Raw genomic sequence first — 19,603 nt, 5'->3', positions numbered from 1 at the left:
GATAGCGGAAGAATTGACAGGAGGAGTGAATTTATGGCAAGACCCGTTGTGGCTATCGTTGGTCGTCCGAATGTGGGTAAGTCCACTATTTTTAATCGGATTATCGGGGATCGTTTGTCCATCGTGGAAGATAAACCCGGAATCACTCGTGACCGTATATACGGTATATCGGAGTGGAATGGTAAATCCTTCAGTATTATTGACACCGGCGGCATTGAGATTGATGGTGAGGATGTCATTTTAAAATCCATCCGTATGCAGGCCGAACTTGCAATAGAAGAAGCAGATGTAATTGTATTCATGAGTGATGCGAAAGCAGGAATTACACAGTCAGATGAAGAGGTAGCTCAAATGTTATATCGTTCGGGTAAACCGATCATCGTAGCTGTCAACAAGGTGGACAACCTCAGTCGCGCCGATCTGATTTATGAGTTTTATTCTTATGGATTTGGTGATCCAATTGCTGTTTCTGGTAGTCATGGCACAGGGATAGGCGACCTGCTAGATGCAATTACGTCCAATTTGCCTGAGCTGGAAGAAGATCACTATGATGAAGACGTTATTCGTGTTGCCTTGATCGGCCGCCCGAATGTAGGTAAATCTTCACTGGTTAACGCCATTCTGGGAGAAGAACGGGTTATCGTTAGTGACATTGCGGGCACGACGCGTGATGCAATTGATACACCTTTTGAAAAAGACGGTCAAAAGTATGTGCTGATTGATACGGCAGGTATGCGTAAACGTGGCAAAGTATATGAAACGACTGAAAAATATAGTGTAATGCGTGCCATGCGTGCCATTGAGCGTGCAGATGTTGTACTGGTCGTTATTAACGGCGAGGAAGGCATTATTGAGCAGGATAAGCACATTGCTGGCTATGCTTATGAAGCGGGTAAAGCGTCTCTGTTTGTCGTTAACAAATGGGATGTCGTGGACAAGGACGATAAAACGATGCACCAGTTTGAAACGAAAATTCGCGATCACTTTCTGTTTATGACATATGCTCCGATTGTGTTCTTGTCTGCAAAAACGAAGCAACGCCTGCAAAAGCTGCTTCCTGTTGTACAGCATGTGGCACAGCAGCATGTATTGCGTATTCAGACACATTTGCTGAATGATGTAATTTCCGACGCGGTTGCCATCAATCCTCCACCAACAGACAAGGGACGTCGTCTGCGTATTAACTATGTGACCCAGGTTGCTGTTAAGCCGCCTACGATGGTTGTATTCGTAAACGATCCAGAAATAATGCACTTCTCGTATGAGCGTTATCTGGAGAACAAAATTCGCGCCGCCTTCAATTTTGAAGGAACTCCAATTCGTATCTTTACACGGCGCAAGTCTGACGAAAGTTAGGAGCGAATAGGTTGATTTTACAAATCGTTGCCATCGTACTCAGTTACTTGCTTGGCTCTGTCAGCTTTAGTTTGCTGTATGGAAAATTAAAAGGAATCGACATTCGCCAGCATGGAAGCGGCAATGCCGGTGCGACGAATACGCTGCGTGTGCTTGGAAAAGGCCCAGCTATTCTGGTACTGCTGCTGGACGTACTTAAAGGGGTTATTGCAGTGCTAATAGGGCACTGGTTAGGTGGAGAATCATCCTGGGTATCGGGTTTGTGCGGCATTGCAGCGATTGCGGGCCATAACTGGCCGATATATTTTCACTTCCGTGGAGGAAAAGGTATTGCGACTGCTATTGGTGTATTGGCATCGCTTGCCTTACTGCCCGCACTATATGCCGGAATCATTGCGATACTTGCAATCGTAATGACGCGTTACGTATCCTTGGGATCGCTCATATTTGTCATTTTGACTCCCTGGATATTACTCGTGCTTGGTTATGCATGGCCGTTATTTTGGACGGCTCTAATCATTTGTCTGTTCGCTGTGTGGAGACACCGTACCAACATAGTCAAGCTGGTACGTGGGAATGAGAACAAGCTTGGCTCCAAAGGAGGAGATCGTCTTGTCTGAGAAAATAGCTGTGCTGGTCGCTGGGAGTTGGGGAACAGCCCTGGCTTCCGTTCTTGCGGCCAATAACAACGATGTCTCTGTCTGGACGAGAAACGAGCAGCAAGCAGCTGAAATCAATGAGAAGCATACGAATGAGCATTATTTACCAGGCTCCATTTTGTCTGACCGCATTTCAGCTACAACTGATATGCAGACTGCGGTATCTGGTGCTAAAGCAGTGATTATCGTATCTCCTTCGGCTGCTGCTCGTCAGGTAGCACGTAGTCTGAAAGCTCATTTTAGCAAGGATATGCTGGTAGTGCATGCCATTAAAGGTTTTGAAACTGAAACGCTTAAACGTATGTCCACGGTGATCTCGGAAGAACTGGAAGTCGCTGAGGGTGATATTGCTGTGCTGTCTGGCCCGAGTCATGCGGAAGAAGTGGTGAGGAAATGTCCTACAACGGTCGTTGTAGCTTCCTCCAATGAGAAGGCTGCACAAGCCGCACAGGGGCTGTTCATGAACTCCTATTTCCGCGTCTATACAAACCGTGATTTGCTCGGTGTGGAACTTTCCGGGGCGCTAAAAAACATTATCGCATTGGGTGCGGGAATGTCAGATGGACTTGGTTTCGGTGATAATGCCAAAGCGGCTTTATTGACCCGTGGATTGGCTGAAATTACCCGTGCCGGAGTTGAGATGGGCGCTAACCCACTAACCTTTGCCGGCCTGGCTGGTATTGGCGATCTAGTGGTCACTGCAACGAGTCGTCACAGTCGCAACTGGCGTGCAGGGTCACTATTGGGACAGGGCCAACAGCTTGATGCTGTGCTGGAATCTATGGGCATGGTCGTAGAAGGTATTCGAACGACAAAAGCGGCATACGCCATCTCTCAAAAATTAGGTGTTCAGATGCCTATTACAGAGGTGCTGTATGGAGTACTGTTTGAAGGACGTGACGTCCGTAAGGCCGTTGAGGCGCTGATGGGTCGCGATCCTAAGACCGAGATGGAAGTCATGCCACTTCAAACTTGGGAGCAATGGCATTCTTAAGGGCACGGATGAGCTTTAATAATATAAAGGCTGTCTCATGGTAGATTTTTTCTATAATGAGATAGCCTTTTTTAGTTAGGCGTTTGGCATGTCTTATGTACGCTTAATCACCTTTTGTCTCCGCCACTCATAGACTGAGTTGAGCAATGGCGGAGGAGGGGAGATTGTGAATAAAAACTTTCCGAAAGATGCATTGAAGGCCATTAACAAAAAAGGCGGCAAAAACATATCCGAAAATGCAGTGAAAAAGCTGGCAGGCACGGTAAAGGCGGACACGCTTCAAAGCGAAGCGCAACTGCGTCAGCTTATCAAGCAGGTGTCTGCGATGGCCAACATTCCGGTGTCGGAAGATACAGTAAGGGATATTGTTGGTGCCGTCAAAAAGAGCGGAATGAATCCTTCCAATATGGAAGCGTTGATGAAAATGATGATGAAAAAATAGACCGCTGGCCGCACGCCAGTTAGTATTATTCACCGTGAACCGGGAAGGTTCGCGGTTTTTTTTGTATTTTGGAGTAGGTAACCTCTTTTTCAGTACACAAAATATCGAACTGCCCTGTCGAACATGTTATAATGATGCCCATCAGGAAACGGAAGGAAAGACGGAAAAGGAGGCAATAATGTTGAAGGAGGCAATATCATCAGTGTTAGTAGACAGGCTTCCTCACAATCTGGCAGTTGCGCTGAGTAGCTTGGCAGAGAGCTGGTCAACAGTGTCGGTTCCGTGGATGCTGGGCGGGAGCTGTTCACTACTTGTGCAAGAAGTTGAACTGGATCGCCTGCCTCGGGACATTGATATTTATGCGGATATTCATGCCGCAAAGCAGCTTCATTCGCACCCCCTGGGTATGAGTATAGATCGACAGCAGGTTGACCGTAGCGGCTCTTACGTTTCATTGCTGAGCCACTATGATCTGGAGGGATTTCCAGTCGAGTTGGTGGGAGGATTTGAGGTATTATGTGGCGGAGCGCTATACCGCTTAGAGATCGAGCGACTACTTTGGTCGACTGGTGTTCAGCTTGAGCTGGGGAGTGCTTCACTGCGCCTGATGCCGCTCAGTCATGAACTTTTATTCAATATATTGCGAAATCGACCCGATCGGTACAAAGCGATTGCCGATGTCATGAAGCGCGACCCGCGACGTCATATAATTGTACTGAAGCAGTTACTAGTCAGTAATATTTGGAATGAGGAGCAATTGGACAAGCTTGCAGAACTTCTGCCTTGGCCAGAGTTACACTCTGTCATCCAGAAGGGCAATGAGGTATAAGCTGTGTGTGTTAGGATAAAGAGGACTGGAGGACCGTTCATGAATGTGCAGATTACGTTCAAGCCGTCAGGCAGGCGCGTGCAGGTCGGTCAGGGCACGTCATTGCTTCAGGCTGCTCGTAAAGCGGGTGTATATATTCCCACTCGTTGTGATGGAAAAGCAGCCTGTCTGATGTGTAAGGTACAAATATCACCGGGATGGGCTGAATTCGCAGGTCAACCAAGCGATGCAGAGCAGCGGAAGCTGGGACCTTTACTGGATGAAGGAATACGCTTATCCTGCCAGGCCCGTGTCCAAGGCGATATGGAGGTAACCATACCGGAGGATAAGCTCAAGGCGGCTATCAGGCGGCAACTGGAGCGTCAGGCGATGGATGATGAACTGTGGTAATGCCGATTATGTCAGGAGAATAAAAAAAGGATGGTTTCCGACGACTCTAAACAGTCAGGAGAAACATCCTTTTTTTATTTAGTCTAGCGACAAAGTCATGGGATAGCCTTGCCCCGCATATATTAGGTGAGTGGACCCAAACGTAAAATATCGTTTCTGCAATGATCGCTCTGTCGTAATCTATTTTTCAAAAAACTAAACATATTTTACGGAGGGGATACATATGATGGTATCAGTCCAAATGCATGTACGAGTTTACGCCGTTTCGCCGATTCCATCAGTCTCCTGAATCTCGGCGGCGGACGACTTCCGGGCATTTTAAAGGCTGTTCTGCCGCATCTGGGATCAAGCAGTTGGTTGAACACGAAGCGGATGCTCTTTAAGCATTTTTCCTTCGGAGACTTTTGAGGAGGGGATTTCATTGGAGAAAGTGGACATTTTTAAAGACATTGCCGAACGCACCGGAGGAGACATTTATCTTGGGGTCGTCGGCGCAGTCCGAACAGGAAAATCAACGTTTATCAAGCGGTTTATGGAGACGATTGTTCTGCCAAACATTACAAGTGAGGCGGACCGTGCCCGCGCCGTAGACGAGTTGCCGCAAAGTGCGGCAGGCAAGACGATCATGACGACGGAGCCTAAATTCGTACCGAATAATGCCGTCCAGATCAAAGTAACGGAAGGACTGGATGTGAATGTACGTCTGGTTGACTGTGTAGGATATGCAGTAGAAGGAGCAAAAGGTTACGAGGATGAAAATGGTCCGAGGATGATCTCCACACCATGGTTCGAAGAACCTATTCCTTTTCAGGAAGCGGCAGAAATTGGTACACGCAAGGTTATTCAGGAGCATTCGACGCTCGGTGTGGTAGTCACTACAGACGGCACGATTGCGGAAATCCCGCGCAGCTCTTATGTAGAGTCGGAGGAACGCGTCATTGAGGAGTTGAAGGAAGTTGGCAAACCATTTGTTTTGGTTATCAACTCCACGCATCCGCGCAGTGATGAAACACTCCAGCTTCGCAGTGAGCTGGCTGCCAAGTACGATATACCCGTCATGACACTCAGCGCGGCGACTATGACGGAAGATGATGTTACAGGCGTACTTCGTGAAGTATTGTATGAATTTCCGGTGCATGAGGTGAATGTAAACCTGCCGAGCTGGGTCATGGTACTGAACGAAGAGCACTGGCTGCGTAGCAATTATGAAAATTCCGTTCGCGATACGGTTAAAGATATTCGACGCCTGCGTGATGTAGATCGAGTGGTCGGCCAGTTTATGGAATATGAATTCATCGACAGGGCCGGGTTGAGCGGGATGAATATGGGGCAGGGCGTAGCTGAAATTGATCTGTATGCTCCTGATGAGCTGTACGACCAGATTTTGGTCGAAGTCGTCGGGGTAGAGATTCGCGGCAAGGATCATTTGTTACAAATGATGCAGGATTTTGCCCATGCCAAACGGGAGTACGACCGCTTCGCTGAAGCGCTGGAAATGGTCAAGACAACGGGATATGGCATTGCCGCGCCGTCGTTGTCCGAGATGGCACTAGACGATCCGCAGTTGATTCGTCAGGGTACAAGGTTTGGTGTGCGGCTCAAGGCAACAGCACCTTCCATACACATGATTCGTGTCGATGTGGAATCGGAATTTGCTCCGATTATCGGAACAGAGAAGCAAAGTGAGGAGCTTATGCGCTATCTGATGCAGGATTTTGAGAATGACCCAATCAAAATTTGGGAGTCAGACATTTTCGGACGTTCGCTGCATTCTATTGTACGGGAAGGCATTCAGGGTAAAATCGCCATGATGCCGGACAATGCACGCTATAAGCTGCAGGAAACGCTGGGTCGTATCATTAATGAAGGCTCCGGCGGTCTCATTGCTATTATTCTTTAAGGCTAAGCCACACCAAAAAATCTTTAAGAGAACTACCGTAGAGAGCAATTTGCTCTCTACGGTTCGCAGAAAACAAAATATTAGACTGACCTCCAAAACCAGACAGGGGTAGCCATGGACGAGAAAATAAAGTCCTAGACTACCTCTGTTTTTATTGAGCTTTTCGTTTCTCATTGACTGGCTATTCATTAAACGCGAAGTTCTGACATTCTGCAGGACACCCCAAATATTCAAATACTCTGCGTGCAGGTTCGTCTATTGGTAAGTACACTTCAATTCCAGGATACATGTGGCTGCTTACAGAAAGATGAATTTGCTTGTAACGAATAGGGACAAAATCGGCCATGGTTCCCATTCTGGCCAAAATGATTTTGGATTGCTCAACTTCATTTGCTGAGTCCTTTGGCTGCATATTCCAATATTTATTGAGGTCGTCGTATTTTCGAAATCTGTCAATTAACTTTTTATACCCATGGTCGTATCGGGAAAACATGTTATTCCTTCTAAAAGCTTGTATCCCATAAATAGCATGAGACTCCCATTGTTCGAACGACTCAGTATCGAAGGTGGAACGGGGCCGAATGGAAAAATCGGAGTTAAAATGAAAATCAACTTTATTCAGCTTGCCATTCATAAAAGAATCATAGGGGATATCAAATAACTGGCGAAACGGCTCATTTAACCCCTTAATATCTAAGGTATGAGTGACGATCATTGCCGGAAAAGGCAGATTACTTATGATCTGCTGCGCTTGCTCCAGCGCCAGCTCCAGAGACCGTCCTTCCAATTCGTAATGGATCGGAAGATAATCGGCGGCGAGGAGAAGATCGTTGCGCTCATCTGAAGTGCACTCCAGATACTCAGCAATATGGATCATCGTTTGCCGATCCGGTATTCGACGAGACCGTCCAACCAATAGATTTTTATATGTAGGACAGGCCTCATCATTAAGCTCCTGCTGAGTAAATCGTTTCAATAACGGGTGAGATTGCTCGGTATATTCCCGCTGGCGTTTTATACGAACAGCTTCAATCTCTCCCAATACGATTTTTAATGTTTTGTGCTGGAAGTCCTCATCCTTGTGCATGGTCATCTCTTTTCAATCCTTTTCATAATGAGGTGTAGTTCTACACTTGGTACACATGATTCCCTACAGTATACTACATTGTGAAAAAGGGGAGCTATTTACAAAGGGTTCTCAATGACAAACATGGAGGAGATCATATGGTTCGTGCAATTGTAACAGATCCGTTTGCTTCAGGATATTTTGCGATAAAGGAAGTTGCCGCCCCACAGGCCCAGCCTTGGGAAGCGATCGTTCAAGTACAAGCCTTCTCTCTTAATCGGGGTGAAGTTGTAGATGCAAGAAATAATGGAGGACAGATCAGACCAGGCTGGGATTTTTCTGGGATCGTCGTTGAGCAGGCTAAAGATGGCACGGGTCCGAAACAGGGAAGCCGTGTCGTAGGCCTTCTCTTGATGGGAGCATGGGCCGAACAGGTTGCTGCTCCTACTTCATTACTGGCTGAATTTCCCGATGATATTACCTTTGCCCAGGCGGCTACTTTACCAGTAGCTGGTCTGTCAGCGCTCTATACGCTTAGAAAAGGAGGAATGCTGCTCGGTAAGCGAATGCTGATTACTGGCTCGACTGGCGGAGTTGGAATTTTTGCACATCAGCTAGCCGCGCAATCTGGAGCTTTTACAGTAGGTGTTGCCAGAACAACGGAAAAAGCCTTACTTGTTCAAGAGGCTGGTGCTAATGAGGTTATTGTTGGAGATACCGCGATTCCATCGGTTGATGCATTTGGACCTTATCATCTAATTATAGATTCAGTAGGTGGTGATACGCTAGCTGCCTTACTGCCTCAGCTTGTGCCAGACGGAATATGTGTATCCATGGGACATTCGTCCTCACCTTACGCAACGATTAATATCAGGGGCTTAGGTGGTAGAACCTTGTATAGCTTCTTTTTAGGAGAGGAGATAAATCGCTATTCGCCGGCGGAAGATCTGAAATTATTAGGTGAATTTGTTTCCAAAGGCCAGTTAGTACCAAGGATCGAAGTGGAGACATCCTGGAAGGAAATTGGAACTATTGCCCAACAACTGATAGATCGGAGGTTCTCCGGTAAAGCAGTGCTCCAAATAAATTAGATGTGAGCTTTCTCATATTTAAAATAACAAAACAGGATTGTATCTTCGGACTAGGCTCCGTCCTGATTTCATATTTAAGCAGCAACCGTTTTCTGGTATTCAATCGGGGGGCGGTTGTTTGTTGTGTTTTGGCTTTAAAACCGGAAATTTTTCTATATTTCATAAAACCTATTTACATACTTGGTTTAAAGCGATATATTAAGTATCAAATTTGAATCATTTTGTGGATTGAACGAGGGGGAAATGAAATCATGAATATCCAAAAAGAGCTCCAAAGAAACAAAAAGCTAGGGCTAGGGCTAGGGGCTATCATGCTACTGGTGCTGGTTTTGCTGGTCACTGCATGCGGCGTGCCGAAAACAGAGAGCGGCACTCAAGGGACAAGCACTGCGGGATCGAATACAACAAACGGAAAAACGGACAATTTAAATCTAAAGGGTAAACGGGTTGCGTTGATCATGGAGTTTAACACGGGCACATTTTCGCAACAGTATGTTCAAGGCGTGGAAGAGGAAGTTAAGAAATTTGGCGGTACGCTGACTAAGTTTGTGGCAGATAACGATAAGGCTAAAATGGCTTCTCTGCTTGATAGTGCGATTAACCAGCAGTTTGATGTCATTTTGACTGATCACGGTGATGCATTGCTGGAGACAGGACTGAAAAAAGCAATTTCCCGCAATATTCCGGTTATCGTGTTCGATGCTGCCGTCAATGTTCCGGGTGCGGTAGTGCTCTCACAGGATGACCAAAGCATGGCTGAGTTGACGCTGGAGCAAATGAAAAAGGATATCGGCGGCAAAGGTAACATTGTGAAAGTATGGGTTGCTGGATTTGCACCGATGGAACGTCGTCAGGTTGCTTATGATGCATTTTTGAAATCCAATCCGGATATTAAAGAAATCGCGACTTTTGGTTCGGCTCAGAATCCTGCTTTAGATACGCAAGCCAAAATGGAAGCTGTATTAAAGCAATATCCTAAGGGCGAAATTACAGCCGTCTGGGCGGCTTGGGATGAATTTGCCAAAGGCGCAGCCCGTGCGATCCAACAAGCGGGACGTACGGAAATTAAGGTCTACGGCATTGACATGAGCGACGAGGACTTGCAAATGATCCAGGACCCGAAAAATCCTTGGGTGGCCTCGGCAGCCGTTGATCCAACAGATATCGGGCGCGTACAAGTGCGCTATGCATATCAGAAGCTGCATGGGGATAATCCGGAGGAGAAAGTCGTATTGAAGGCTGTATATGTGCAACGCGAAGCGCTGCCAGATAAGCAAATTTCCACATCCGAGCTGTCCCAATATGTGGAGGGATGGGGCCAAAGTGAGCAGGGCTATAAGGATTGGATGAAAGAATATGAAACATCCAAATAAAAAGTTTGCATCATGCAAAAGGCGCGCTTCGGCGCGCTTTTATCATAAGCAGGCGTGAGGGGGCACCATGAGTTCACAAGTATATACATTGGAGATGAAGAAAATCAGCAAACAGTTTGCTGGTGTAGATGCGCTGCGAGCCGTGGATTTTACGGTGCAGGGTGGCGAAATTCACGCTCTGCTGGGCGCCAACGGGGCAGGGAAAAGCACATTGATGAAGATTTTGTCCGGTGCGTATCGTTCCGATCAGGGAGTTATCGAAGTTGATGGCAAGGAACTGATCATTAGTTCACCGTGGGAGGCCAAAAGGGCGGGAATCCACTGTGTGTATCAGGAGGTTGATTCAGCGCTTGTGCCTCAGTTAACCGTCGCTGAAAACATTGTAATGGACGATTTGTCTGCACCTGATGGTCGATGGTGGGCTGCGCCGGGGGCTATGCGCAGACGAGCGCGTGAGGCATTAGCTCGTCTAGAGGTAGATATTGACGTTCGACGATATGTGTCTGAACTGACGTTGGCAGAAAAACAACTTGTACTTATCGCACGTATTCTGACACAGCAAGCAAATACCATCATTTTTGATGAGCCTACGGCGCCGCTCAGCGAGGAAGAAACGCGACGTTTGTTCCGTACAATCCATACACTCAAGGATGAGGGTGTTGCATGTATCCTCATCACACACCGATTGCCGGAGGTTATCGAACACAGTGACCGTGTTACGGTGATGCGTGATGGCGAGCGCGTGTCCACGGGACCTGCTTCTGATTTAAGTGTAGGCGACATCGTTACGCATATGCTTGGAAAAACATTTGAAGAGGAATTCCCAAAAACAGAGGTACCGATTGGTGAAACGATATTGGAAGCAAAAGGGCTTCACAAAGGATTACGAGTGCACGGCGTTGATTTACAGGCCCGACGTGGTGAAATTCTCTCTATTGTGGGTTTGGTTGGTGCAGGCAAGACGGAGCTGTCACGACTTCTTACAGGAGCAGACAAGCCGGATAAGGGAGAGCTGACCTTTAAAGGTCGCTCCATTCGATTGAGAGAGCCAGCGGATGCGGTAGCTCGAGGAATTGTGTCCATACCCGAGGAGCGACGTAAGCAGGGGGTGTTGATTGAGGAGAGTGTGGAAAGAAACCTCAGCCTTCCGCTTTTGGACAAGCTGAGTGTCCTTGGTTTCATCAGTCGGCGTAAAGAACGAAATAACGGTAATGGGATTGTCGCCTCTCTCGGTATTAAGACGCCATCGCTCCGTCAGAATGTTAAATATTTAAGTGGCGGGAATCAGCAAAAAGTTGCGATTGGGAAATGGCTGCATTCCGGAGCGGATGTATTTGTTTTTGACGAGCCAACCAAGGGTGTGGATATAGGGGCAAAAAGTGATATTTTCCGTATCATTGGCCAGTTGGCGGAGCAAGGAAAAGCAATCATCTATCTAACCTGTGAATTTGCTGAAGGGATTGGCATTGGTGATCGGATTGCAGTGATGTATGATGGCAAAATTATAAAGGAATTTGCGCGGGGCGAAGTGGAACAGGAACAGCTTCTGTTGTATGCCAGCGGCGGTGAAGAGGTGCATTCATGAAGGAAAAATGGTTAAACGTCTCATTTCGTTACGGTGCCGTAGTTGTCATTATAGGTGTATTGGCGTTTTTTTCATCTACATTACCTTATTTCTGGACTTATGATAATTTAATGGATATTCTAGGATCGATTGCCATTGTTACTTTCGTTGCCATTGGTGTGACGTTGTCCCTTATCGTGGACGGTTTTGACCTGTCGGTGGGAGCTACAGTATCTTTGACAACGGTCGTTTCAGCTTCTTTGATGGTCTGGTATGAGCAGCCTGTTGCGGTGGTCATTATTGTGTCTCTGATTGTCGGCGCTTTGGTAGGACTGTTAAATTCATTATTGATCATTAAATTGCGTATTCCTGATTTGCTCGCAACCCTTGCAATCATGTATATTGTAAGCGGGATTCACAAAACGTACGCCCAGGGCTATACCATATACAATCATATGCAGTTTCCTGATGGCAACAAGGCGCCGGGGGAGATATCTCCTGCATTTCTTTTGCTGGGGCAAGGTAAATGGTTGGGTATCCCGATTTCGGTTATTCTACTGTTGCTGGCTGTGGCGGCGGTGCATGTTTTCTTGACCTATACAAAGCATGGGCGTCAAATGTATGTAACGGGTGGAAATGAGGAAGCTGCTCGTCTGTCGGGCATACGGGTAAAAAAAGTCCGTACTCTGGCCTATGTTGCTTCAGGCGTATTTGCGGCGATTGCCGGAATTTTGTATGCCTCGCGAGTAGGCTCAGGCCAAATTGACGCAGGTTCCCCTTTGCTCATGGAGGCGGTAGCTGCAGTATTCGTCGGTTTTTCGGTCTTTGGTGCTGGTAAACCCAATGTCATTGGTACATTTATTGGTGCGGTATTGATCGGTGTATTGGTTAATGGACTAACGATGATGAATGTGCAATATTTTGCCCATGATATTGTCAAAGGAGTAGTGCTGGTACTTGCGCTGGCCGTTACTTTTTACGTGTTAAACCGTCGTCGTACTTGAAATTGTCTGTGGACTGTATTACTATAAACCTTGTTCCACGCAAGAAGGGTGCCATAAAACGCCAGTTTCGGCCTATATTGCGGAGGTTAGGTATATTCTATGTATATTTAACGACGAAACGGAAACAGATGATAACATTATGGAAGGCAGTACGCCGCCCGGGTTATTTTATACAGGCGACCTCATATCGGTCATTAACACCGATAACCTTAATGCTGGACTACACTTGAATTGGGAGGTGAATATTATGAATAAAACGGATTTGATCAATCAGGTTTCTGAAAGCACTGAATTGTCCAAAAAGGACGTAACCAAAGCAATCGATGCAGTATTTGAGGCGATCTCTGGAGCGCTGCAAAGCGGAGATAAGGTGCAACTGGTAGGTTTTGGGAACTTTGAGGTTCGTGAACGTTCCGCACGTAAAGGACGTAACCCGCAAACAGGAGAAGAAATCGAAATCCCTGCGAGCAAAATTCCGGCATTTAAACCGGGTAAAGCGCTCAAAGACGGAATTAAATAAGATTTCTTACATATTCCCAATGCGCTGAAAAGACCGTGAATTTGATTCACGGCCTTTTCTTTTTGCCCTGTTTACTTCGTGGTAGAGGTGCTATGGTCTGAAGAAGAGGAAGCTGTTCTGGCGTTTCGCGAGGCATAAGCGATCAGCACCAGGGGTTCACCCGTTAGCTCAGCAAATTCATGCTCTAGCTGTTGAAGCCGTTCGATTTGGGCAGGGCTGAGATTGGCGGGAAGATAGTTTTTCATCAGATCCGTTCCTTTCTTTAATGGATGGGACTGCACGGATAGTATGGCTCGGGACACGCTAATTGTTGCAGGTAGCTCGGGAAGCATGTAGTTGACAAAACTAGCTTGAATCTCCATCATAAAAAGTATAGCTTCGGCTCTCAGGGAGGAAAAGAACATGGAAGATAACGTGACGGGTAGCAGTGAGTACGTCGTAATTAAAGCGAAAAGCAACGGATGTCAGGTTTTTGGTCTGACCAGAGGTCAGGATACACGCTTGCATCATTCAGAAAAATTGGACAAGGGCGAGGTACTGATCGTCCAATTTACGGATCATACTTCTGCTATTAAAATTCGCGGCAAAGCCGTTGTGATGACCAAGCACGGGGTAGTAGATACGGAGGATTAAAATGCAGGCATAGCCTGCTTTTTTTTGTTGTAGAATGAGAGTGAGGACCTTTACCGTAGCAAACCCACATTATGAGGTAGAGGTCAGGGGAGGCTCTGATGAAACCTTGGATTGTATTCGGTGGCTCCATTCTCATAACCATCGCAGCAGCTGTGTTGCTACCGTCCTTACAGGTGCTGGACTCAGGAACCGCAGCAGTTCGTGAGACACAGGCGACGATTTCACCTCAGCAACGGGTGCTGCTGTCGGATGACAATCTGGTGGATACGCTGAACGAGCTGCCGTTGACCACACCGATTGCAAGCGCAAGCTGGGAACATTCAGTCCTGACCCTGGATGTCAAGCTGTCCAAGGAAGAAACTGCCCCACTAGAGATTTATCAAAACATGGCGGAGCTTGCCGCTTTTAGCTTTTACGGAACGACGAATGTACGGCAATTGCTGCTTCGGGTGGTGACGCAGGACGAATGGTCAGGAGAACGTCATTTGCTGCTTGCATCAGATATACGCCGGAACGAGTGGACGAACGAGGCATTGGAACAGCTGAGAAGCCGGGAAGGCGCGGAATTGCCAGAGGATTTGAAATCCCGTTTCCGCATTACAGTAACGCCCATGTGGCAAACCAGGTTTAACGGTGTATATACAGATTAGATGTTTCTGCCGGTGGACCTACAGTACTTTAGTCGCGAATCATTTTAAATTGTGATATAATATAAGGCATTGCAATTATTTGAGTATAGCAGAAAGTCATGTCTCGGAGGCTTAGGATGAAACCGTATCGCGTACCCCAATTAGCAAGGAAATATGTGGAATACGACATGATTCAACAACATACGGAAATGCCGGCTTTTCCTGACAGCCGTACCCGTTTGATGTTTGTGTTTTTGAACCGGAATGCGCAGGAGCTGCATGCCAGTGAGGACGAACTGTACGCATTGGTAACCTCACTTGTGCAGATGGGGCTGGATACGCATGATATGATTGATACTTTATCCGGTATACGGAGCCCGGAGGAGATGCGTTCCAGGCAGCTGAAAGTGTTAGCAGGGGACTATTTTAGTAGTCGTTTTTATCAGCTGCTTGCACTGGCAGGCCGCATCACGGCCATTTCGAAGCTGAGTGATGCTGTATGTGAAGTGAACGCAGGGAAAATGAGTCTGTACTGGGGAATGAAGCAATTCCGATTGGATGCAACTCAGTATTTAACTCAGATGGTTCGTTTCAAAAAGGAGCTTTTTTTATCATTCACTTCACTTGTAGCAGAACAGGATCAGGAAATTTGGAAGCAGCTTCTCAACAAATTTGCCCTCTGTGATACCTTAGTGGAGGAATGGGGCAAGCGGACAGAACCGGACAAGTCCCGTTTCGGATATATGTTCTGGCATATTTATGGTAACGGGGACCGGAGCGAGCAGGCATTGCTTTCAGAGAGTAGTACTGGCACTGAAGCATGGCGTAAGCTGGTTCTGAAATACAAAGCCGAGGATGCGATACTGGACAAGCTTCGCACGGCTGTTACACACATCCGGCAGATCCTGTCAGATGATCAAAATACGGGGATCGAGGAATTTGAACGCATGCTTGAGCCTTTCATGAAGCTGCTAAATAGTCCGCACCCAGTTGTGAGGGAAGGTTAGGTGAACGTGATGGGATCAAGCGACACCAAGCCGAAAGAACAATTCGTTCATGGCGTGTTTGAAAGTATAGCAGGTAAATACGATTTGATGAACGATATACTGAGCTTTCGCAGACATAAGGCTTGGCGGAAATTTACGATGAAAAAAATGAACATGCATCGCGGCGATACGGCAATTGATCTTTGCTGTGGCACATGTGACTGGACGCTTGCGATGGCGCGTGCAAGTGAAAGTGGTCACATCGTAGGACTGGATTTTAGTCAGAACATGCTCAATGTTGGCGAGCGTAAGATTACATCAGAATCCCGTGAAAAGCAAATTAAGCTTGTTCAGGGCAACGCGATGGAACTACCTTTTGAAGATAATTCATTTGATTATGCGACGATTGGTTTCGGTCTGCGCAACGTGCCTGACCTGCGCCAAGTGTTACAGGAGATGCAACGAGTCGTCAAACCTGGCGGGCAGGTCGTATGTCTGGAATTGTCCAAACCTACTTGGCAGCCGTTCAAGGGGATTTACTACACATATTTTCAACACATCTTGCCCATGCTCGGCAAATTGTTCGCCAAACGTTATGAGCAGTATAAATGGCTCCCTGATTCGTTGGCGCTTTTTCCAGGAAGGGATGAGTTGGCTGGCATCTTCCGTGAAGTCGGATTGAAGGATGTTCAGGCTCATTCTCTCACCGGAGGCATTGCGGCATTGCACATTGGAATCAAGGAGAGTCAGCATGTTTAAGAAAATTGCTATTTTTTTGGAAATGATTAAAATTGAACATACGTTATTTGCGCTCCCATTTGCATTCATGGGGGCTGTATTGGGGTCTGTTGTCGTGACAGGCAACCTTCCCTCCTGGCCGCAGATCGGCTGGATCCTGCTAGCTATGGTTGGCGCACGTAGCGCGGCTTTTGGCTTCAATCGTATGATTGACCGGGTGATTGACGGGAAAAATCCGCGCACAGCAGGACGCGCTATCCCGGCGGGGTTGCTCAAATCGAGCGAAGTGGTGATTTTCATTATCGTCAGTTTGGTGTTGTTATTCTGGGCATCATTCAAGTTAAGTCCGCTGGCGTTCAAGCTGTTTCCGCTGGCCTTTTTTATGCTCGTTTTTTATTCTTACACCAAGCGTTTCACTTGGCTTTGCCATATTGTACTTGGTCTGACCATTGGTTTGGCGCCACTAGGCGCGTGGGTTGCAGTAACGGGACAAATAGATTTGACCGCTATCGTACTATATCTCACGATTGCATTTTGGACGGCGGGATTTGATGTAATTTATGCTTGTCAGGATATAGATTTTGACCAAAACGAAGGAGTTTATTCTATTCCTGCCCGTTTTGGTGTAGCAGGTGCGCTGAACATCGCTCGGGCATTCCACGTCATTACGGCGATCGGATTTATTGTATTGTTCTTTATTGCAGATTTAAGCTGGTGGTATCTGGCGGGCATGATTATTTCGTACATTATTTTATTTTATGAACACTATATCGTATCTCCAAAAGATTTGAGTCGATTGCAGACGGCATTCTTTACTATGAACGGTGTACTTAGCACTGTCGTATTTGCCTTTACACTGATTGATTTGGTGGTGCGTCAATACTAATGAATAATCAGGTGAGCGGACATCAAGGCAAACGAATCGTTATTGGCATTACAGGCGCGAGCGGAAGCATTTATGGTGTGCGACTGGTAGAGACTCTGCTGGACTTGCAATACACAGTTCACCTGATCGTTTCCAATGCTGGCTGGCGGGTGTTGAAAGAGGAGTTGGGCTGGAATGTGACTGACCGGGAAGGGGCTTTGAATGAACAATTCGGAGGCCGTCCCGGTTCTCTTGTATACCATCCGTTCACAGATATTGGAGCTTCGATTGCGAGCGGCTCTTATTTGGTGGATGCGATGATTATCATGCCATGCTCGATGGGGACGTTGTCAGCAGTGGCACACGGTTCGTCCGATAATCTCATGGCGAGGGCAGCGGACGTGATGATGAAGGAAGGTCGTCCGCTGATCCTTGTGCCTCGTGAGACGCCTCTACATGCCATTCATTTGGAAAACATGCTTAAGCTTGCGAGACTCGGCGTCAAGATGATTCCGGCTATGCCGGCTTTTTACTTTCATCCCAAGACGCTGGATGATATTGTGCTGTTCCTCGTAGGCAAAGTATTGGACAGCTTGCGTATAGAACATCAACTGTTTACGAGATGGGGGGATTCCGATGCCGACACCGGACACCAAGACAATCACAATCGGAAAAATTAAATATACAAACGCTTGGCCTATTTTTCATTTTTTTAATCCTTCTAAGCTTCTCCATTCGGCGGAGATGGTTTCTAAAGTTCCGGCTGAATTAAATCAAGGTATGCTGAATGGGAGTTTGGATATTAGTGCGATGTCCTCCTTTGCGTATGCATCGGGTGCTGAGGAAATGCTATTGTTGCCAGATTTATCCGTCAGTGCAGATGGTCCTGTGCAATCCATTTTACTATTTTCACGCAAGCCGCTGGACGAAATCAAAAATGGAACCATTGCACTTACGAATACGTCTGCTACATCCGTGAATTTGTTGAAAATTTTGATGCAAAAGGCATGGGAAGGTCAACCTTCCTATTTTGACTGTGAACCGGATCTTGACTTGATGCTGGAACAGGCAGATGCAGGGCTATTGATTGGAGATCACGCAATTAAGGCATCTTGGCGAAGTGAAGATCTGTATGTTACGGACCTCGGAGAAGAGTGGAAGCGCTGGACGGGCTACAGTATGACTTTTGCTGTATGGGCAGTACGACGTGCTGTTGCTGCTCAGAATCCTGCCGCGGTGGCTGAAATTGCGAGTGCGTTCCGCGCAAGCAAGAAACGTAGTCTGTCGGACCTGACGCCTGTTATTTCTGAAGCATGCGAGGAAATTGGAGGTCTGCGAGATTATTGGGAGCGCTACTTTACTAATCTGTGTTATGATTTTGGAGAGAAGCAACAACAAGGTTTAGAGCTTTATTTTCAGTATGCGCATGAACTGGGGCTGCTTGACCGACGAGTGAAGCCGCTTCTCTGGAGTGACAATACGCTGACACGGGTGAAAGAATGAAACGATTGGATTTGTTTGGTTTATTAAAGAAGGATATGAACTTTATAGAAGAAGAGTTGTACCGCAGTATCGACAGTACGGAGCCGTTGATTAATGATACGTCGCTTCATCTGCTTAAAGCAGGGGGCAAGCGTTTGCGTCCCGTATTTGTATTGCTGGGAGGCAAGTTTGGAGAATATGATCTGGACAAGCTCAAGCGTATAGCGGTACCTCTAGAACTGATTCATTCTGCCTCTCTCGTTCACGACGATGTGATTGACGATGCGGAAATGAGACGCGGTCAACCCACCGTGAAGTCCAAATGGGACAATCGGGTGGCTATGTACACCGGAGACTACATATATGCACGTGCGCTGTCTATTGCTGCTGGACTGCCGAATCCCGACATTCACCGGGTTCTGTCTAAAGCGCTGGTGCAGATGTCCATTGGTGAAATGGAACAGATTCGTGATTTTTTTAATGTGGATCAGAGTGTGCGTAATTATTTGCTTCGCATACGGCGCAAAACAGCATTGTTGATTGCGGTTAGCTGCCAGTTGGGAGCTATGGCTGCAGGGGCACGGGAAAGTATCAATTCCCTTCTGTACAGCTATGGCTATAACGTAGGTATGGCTTTTCAAATTCAGGATGATCTGCTCGATCTGTGTGGCACGGAAAAAAAGATTGGCAAGCCGCCGGGCAGCGATATGAGACAGGGGAATATCACGCTTCCGGTGATTTATGCGCTCGAACAGCCTGAGCTGCGTGCAGATCTACTGGCCGAAATCCGCCGCATTCAGGATGGGGATGGGCAAGGAGATGCACGCAAAGCGGTGGATATGATCAAAAAAAGTGAAGGAATCGCTAAAGCTGAAATTCTCGCCGACCGATATATTAATAAAGCGCTAAACGCGCTGGACTTACTACCGGATGTCAAAACAAAAAAGACGCTACGCGATATTGCTCATTTTGTAACACGCCGCTCCTACTAAAGTTGTGTTTTGGGTTTGCTGTGACAAAATACTTTAACCGTTTCCAAGCTTTCTGTTACAATACAGTTTAGTACTGTATAAATACATTAG

At 46.9% G+C, this 19,603-nt stretch carries 22 protein-coding genes; 20 read left to right on the top strand and 2 right to left on the bottom strand.

Annotation, left to right across the window (positions count from 1 at the left end):
* The first annotated feature begins 33 nt into the window (after positions 1 to 33).
* From der to spoIVA, 7 genes are all read left to right on the top strand, one after another.
* On the top strand, positions 34 to 1,356 hold the full coding sequence (der, locus tag ACWGXJ_RS14860; RefSeq protein ID WP_013310744.1) for a ribosome biogenesis GTPase Der: 1,323 nt from the start codon (positions 34 to 36) through the stop codon (positions 1,354 to 1,356).
* Positions 1,357 to 1,367: 11 nt separating this feature from the next.
* Positions 1,368 to 1,976 (top strand): glycerol-3-phosphate 1-O-acyltransferase PlsY, encoded by a 609-nt coding sequence (plsY, locus tag ACWGXJ_RS14855; RefSeq protein ID WP_039271041.1) that lies wholly within the window; start codon positions 1,368 to 1,370, stop codon positions 1,974 to 1,976.
* Positions 1,969 to 3,009 carry an NAD(P)H-dependent glycerol-3-phosphate dehydrogenase gene (locus ACWGXJ_RS14850; RefSeq protein ID WP_039271042.1) on the top strand — a complete coding sequence of 347 codons (1,041 nt, stop codon included), beginning with the start codon at positions 1,969 to 1,971 and terminating at the stop codon, positions 3,007 to 3,009. Before plsY ends, ACWGXJ_RS14850 begins: the two co-directional genes overlap by 8 nt.
* Positions 3,010 to 3,175: 166 nt before the next feature.
* Complete coding sequence (locus ACWGXJ_RS14845) at positions 3,176 to 3,451, top strand: stage VI sporulation protein F (RefSeq protein ID WP_013310741.1); 276 nt, start codon at positions 3,176 to 3,178, stop codon at positions 3,449 to 3,451.
* 178 nt (positions 3,452 to 3,629) lie between these two features.
* Positions 3,630 to 4,280 carry a hypothetical protein gene (locus ACWGXJ_RS14840; protein WP_061829224.1) on the top strand — a complete coding sequence of 217 codons (651 nt, stop codon included), beginning with the start codon at positions 3,630 to 3,632 and terminating at the stop codon, positions 4,278 to 4,280.
* A 39-nt stretch (positions 4,281 to 4,319) separates the two neighbouring features.
* Positions 4,320 to 4,670: a 2Fe-2S iron-sulfur cluster-binding protein gene (locus tag ACWGXJ_RS14835; protein ID WP_235309581.1), complete on the top strand. Its 351-nt coding sequence runs from the start codon at positions 4,320 to 4,322 to the stop codon at positions 4,668 to 4,670.
* 421 nt (positions 4,671 to 5,091) lie between these two features.
* Complete coding sequence (gene spoIVA / locus ACWGXJ_RS14830; protein ID WP_023989182.1) at positions 5,092 to 6,570, top strand: stage IV sporulation protein A; 1,479 nt, start codon at positions 5,092 to 5,094, stop codon at positions 6,568 to 6,570.
* A 181-nt stretch (positions 6,571 to 6,751) separates the two neighbouring features.
* On the opposite strand, the gene ACWGXJ_RS14825 is transcribed toward spoIVA, so the two are convergent.
* The gene (locus ACWGXJ_RS14825) at positions 6,752 to 7,663 is read right to left on the bottom strand and encodes an MmyB family transcriptional regulator (protein ID WP_452567061.1); all 912 of its coding nucleotides are present in this window, start codon (positions 7,661 to 7,663) and stop codon (positions 6,752 to 6,754) included.
* 131 nt (positions 7,664 to 7,794) lie between these two features.
* On the opposite strand from ACWGXJ_RS14825, the gene ACWGXJ_RS14820 reads away from it, so the two are divergent.
* From ACWGXJ_RS14820 to ACWGXJ_RS14800, 5 genes are all read left to right on the top strand, one after another.
* On the top strand, positions 7,795 to 8,727 hold the full coding sequence (locus ACWGXJ_RS14820) for a zinc-binding dehydrogenase (protein ID WP_061829222.1): 933 nt from the start codon (positions 7,795 to 7,797) through the stop codon (positions 8,725 to 8,727).
* 251 nt (positions 8,728 to 8,978) lie between these two features.
* Positions 8,979 to 10,100, top strand: coding sequence for a sugar ABC transporter substrate-binding protein (locus tag ACWGXJ_RS14815; protein WP_452567060.1), 1,122 nt, complete (start codon positions 8,979 to 8,981; stop codon positions 10,098 to 10,100).
* 67 nt (positions 10,101 to 10,167) lie between these two features.
* Positions 10,168 to 11,685 (top strand): sugar ABC transporter ATP-binding protein, encoded by a 1,518-nt coding sequence (locus ACWGXJ_RS14810; RefSeq protein WP_452567059.1) that lies wholly within the window; start codon positions 10,168 to 10,170, stop codon positions 11,683 to 11,685.
* Positions 11,682 to 12,668, top strand: coding sequence for an ABC transporter permease (locus tag ACWGXJ_RS14805; protein WP_452567058.1), 987 nt, complete (start codon positions 11,682 to 11,684; stop codon positions 12,666 to 12,668). The genes ACWGXJ_RS14810 and ACWGXJ_RS14805 overlap by 4 nt, the downstream gene beginning before the upstream one ends.
* A 247-nt stretch (positions 12,669 to 12,915) precedes the next feature.
* Positions 12,916 to 13,188: an HU family DNA-binding protein gene (locus ACWGXJ_RS14800; RefSeq protein ID WP_013310732.1), complete on the top strand. Its 273-nt coding sequence runs from the start codon at positions 12,916 to 12,918 to the stop codon at positions 13,186 to 13,188.
* A 71-nt stretch (positions 13,189 to 13,259) separates the two neighbouring features.
* On the opposite strand, the gene ACWGXJ_RS14795 is transcribed toward ACWGXJ_RS14800, so the two are convergent.
* On the bottom strand, positions 13,260 to 13,553 hold the full coding sequence (locus tag ACWGXJ_RS14795) for a hypothetical protein (RefSeq protein ID WP_250261099.1): 294 nt from the start codon (positions 13,551 to 13,553) through the stop codon (positions 13,260 to 13,262).
* Positions 13,554 to 13,590: 37 nt separating this feature from the next.
* Here ACWGXJ_RS14795 and mtrB point away from each other — a divergent pair, with 37 nt between their 5' ends.
* The 8 genes from mtrB to ACWGXJ_RS14755 all read left to right on the top strand — a co-directional run bounded on the left by mtrB (position 13,591) and on the right by ACWGXJ_RS14755 (position 19,513).
* Entirely contained in the window at positions 13,591 to 13,821 is a 231-nt protein-coding gene (gene mtrB, locus ACWGXJ_RS14790; RefSeq protein WP_013310730.1) for a trp RNA-binding attenuation protein MtrB, read from the top strand.
* Between the two features lie 98 nt (positions 13,822 to 13,919).
* Positions 13,920 to 14,471 (top strand): hypothetical protein, encoded by a 552-nt coding sequence (locus ACWGXJ_RS14785; RefSeq protein ID WP_452567057.1) that lies wholly within the window; start codon positions 13,920 to 13,922, stop codon positions 14,469 to 14,471.
* Between the two features lie 116 nt (positions 14,472 to 14,587).
* Entirely contained in the window at positions 14,588 to 15,457 is an 870-nt protein-coding gene (locus ACWGXJ_RS14780) for a heptaprenyl diphosphate synthase component 1 (protein ID WP_452567056.1), read from the top strand.
* A gap of 9 nt (positions 15,458 to 15,466) precedes the next feature.
* The gene (locus tag ACWGXJ_RS14775; RefSeq protein WP_061829257.1) at positions 15,467 to 16,195 is read left to right on the top strand and encodes a demethylmenaquinone methyltransferase; all 729 of its coding nucleotides are present in this window, start codon (positions 15,467 to 15,469) and stop codon (positions 16,193 to 16,195) included.
* The gene (locus ACWGXJ_RS14770) at positions 16,188 to 17,060 is read left to right on the top strand and encodes a UbiA-like polyprenyltransferase (protein ID WP_061829215.1); all 873 of its coding nucleotides are present in this window, start codon (positions 16,188 to 16,190) and stop codon (positions 17,058 to 17,060) included. The genes ACWGXJ_RS14775 and ACWGXJ_RS14770 overlap by 8 nt, the downstream gene beginning before the upstream one ends.
* Entirely contained in the window at positions 17,060 to 17,719 is a 660-nt protein-coding gene (locus ACWGXJ_RS14765) for a UbiX family flavin prenyltransferase (protein ID WP_061829214.1), read from the top strand. Before ACWGXJ_RS14770 ends, ACWGXJ_RS14765 begins: the two co-directional genes overlap by 1 nt.
* Positions 17,676 to 18,542 (top strand): menaquinone biosynthetic enzyme MqnA/MqnD family protein, encoded by an 867-nt coding sequence (locus ACWGXJ_RS14760; RefSeq protein ID WP_452567055.1) that lies wholly within the window; start codon positions 17,676 to 17,678, stop codon positions 18,540 to 18,542. Before ACWGXJ_RS14765 ends, ACWGXJ_RS14760 begins: the two co-directional genes overlap by 44 nt.
* A complete protein-coding gene (locus tag ACWGXJ_RS14755) occupies positions 18,539 to 19,513 on the top strand; it encodes a polyprenyl synthetase family protein (protein ID WP_061829212.1) in 975 nt (324 codons plus the stop codon). The genes ACWGXJ_RS14760 and ACWGXJ_RS14755 overlap by 4 nt, the downstream gene beginning before the upstream one ends.
* Positions 19,514 to 19,603 lie beyond the last annotated feature (90 nt).

This window comes from Paenibacillus sp. S33 (genome assembly GCF_053615415.1).
The sequence above is the reverse complement of the archived record's forward strand: the minus strand, read 5'-3'. Positions and strand labels throughout refer to the sequence as shown.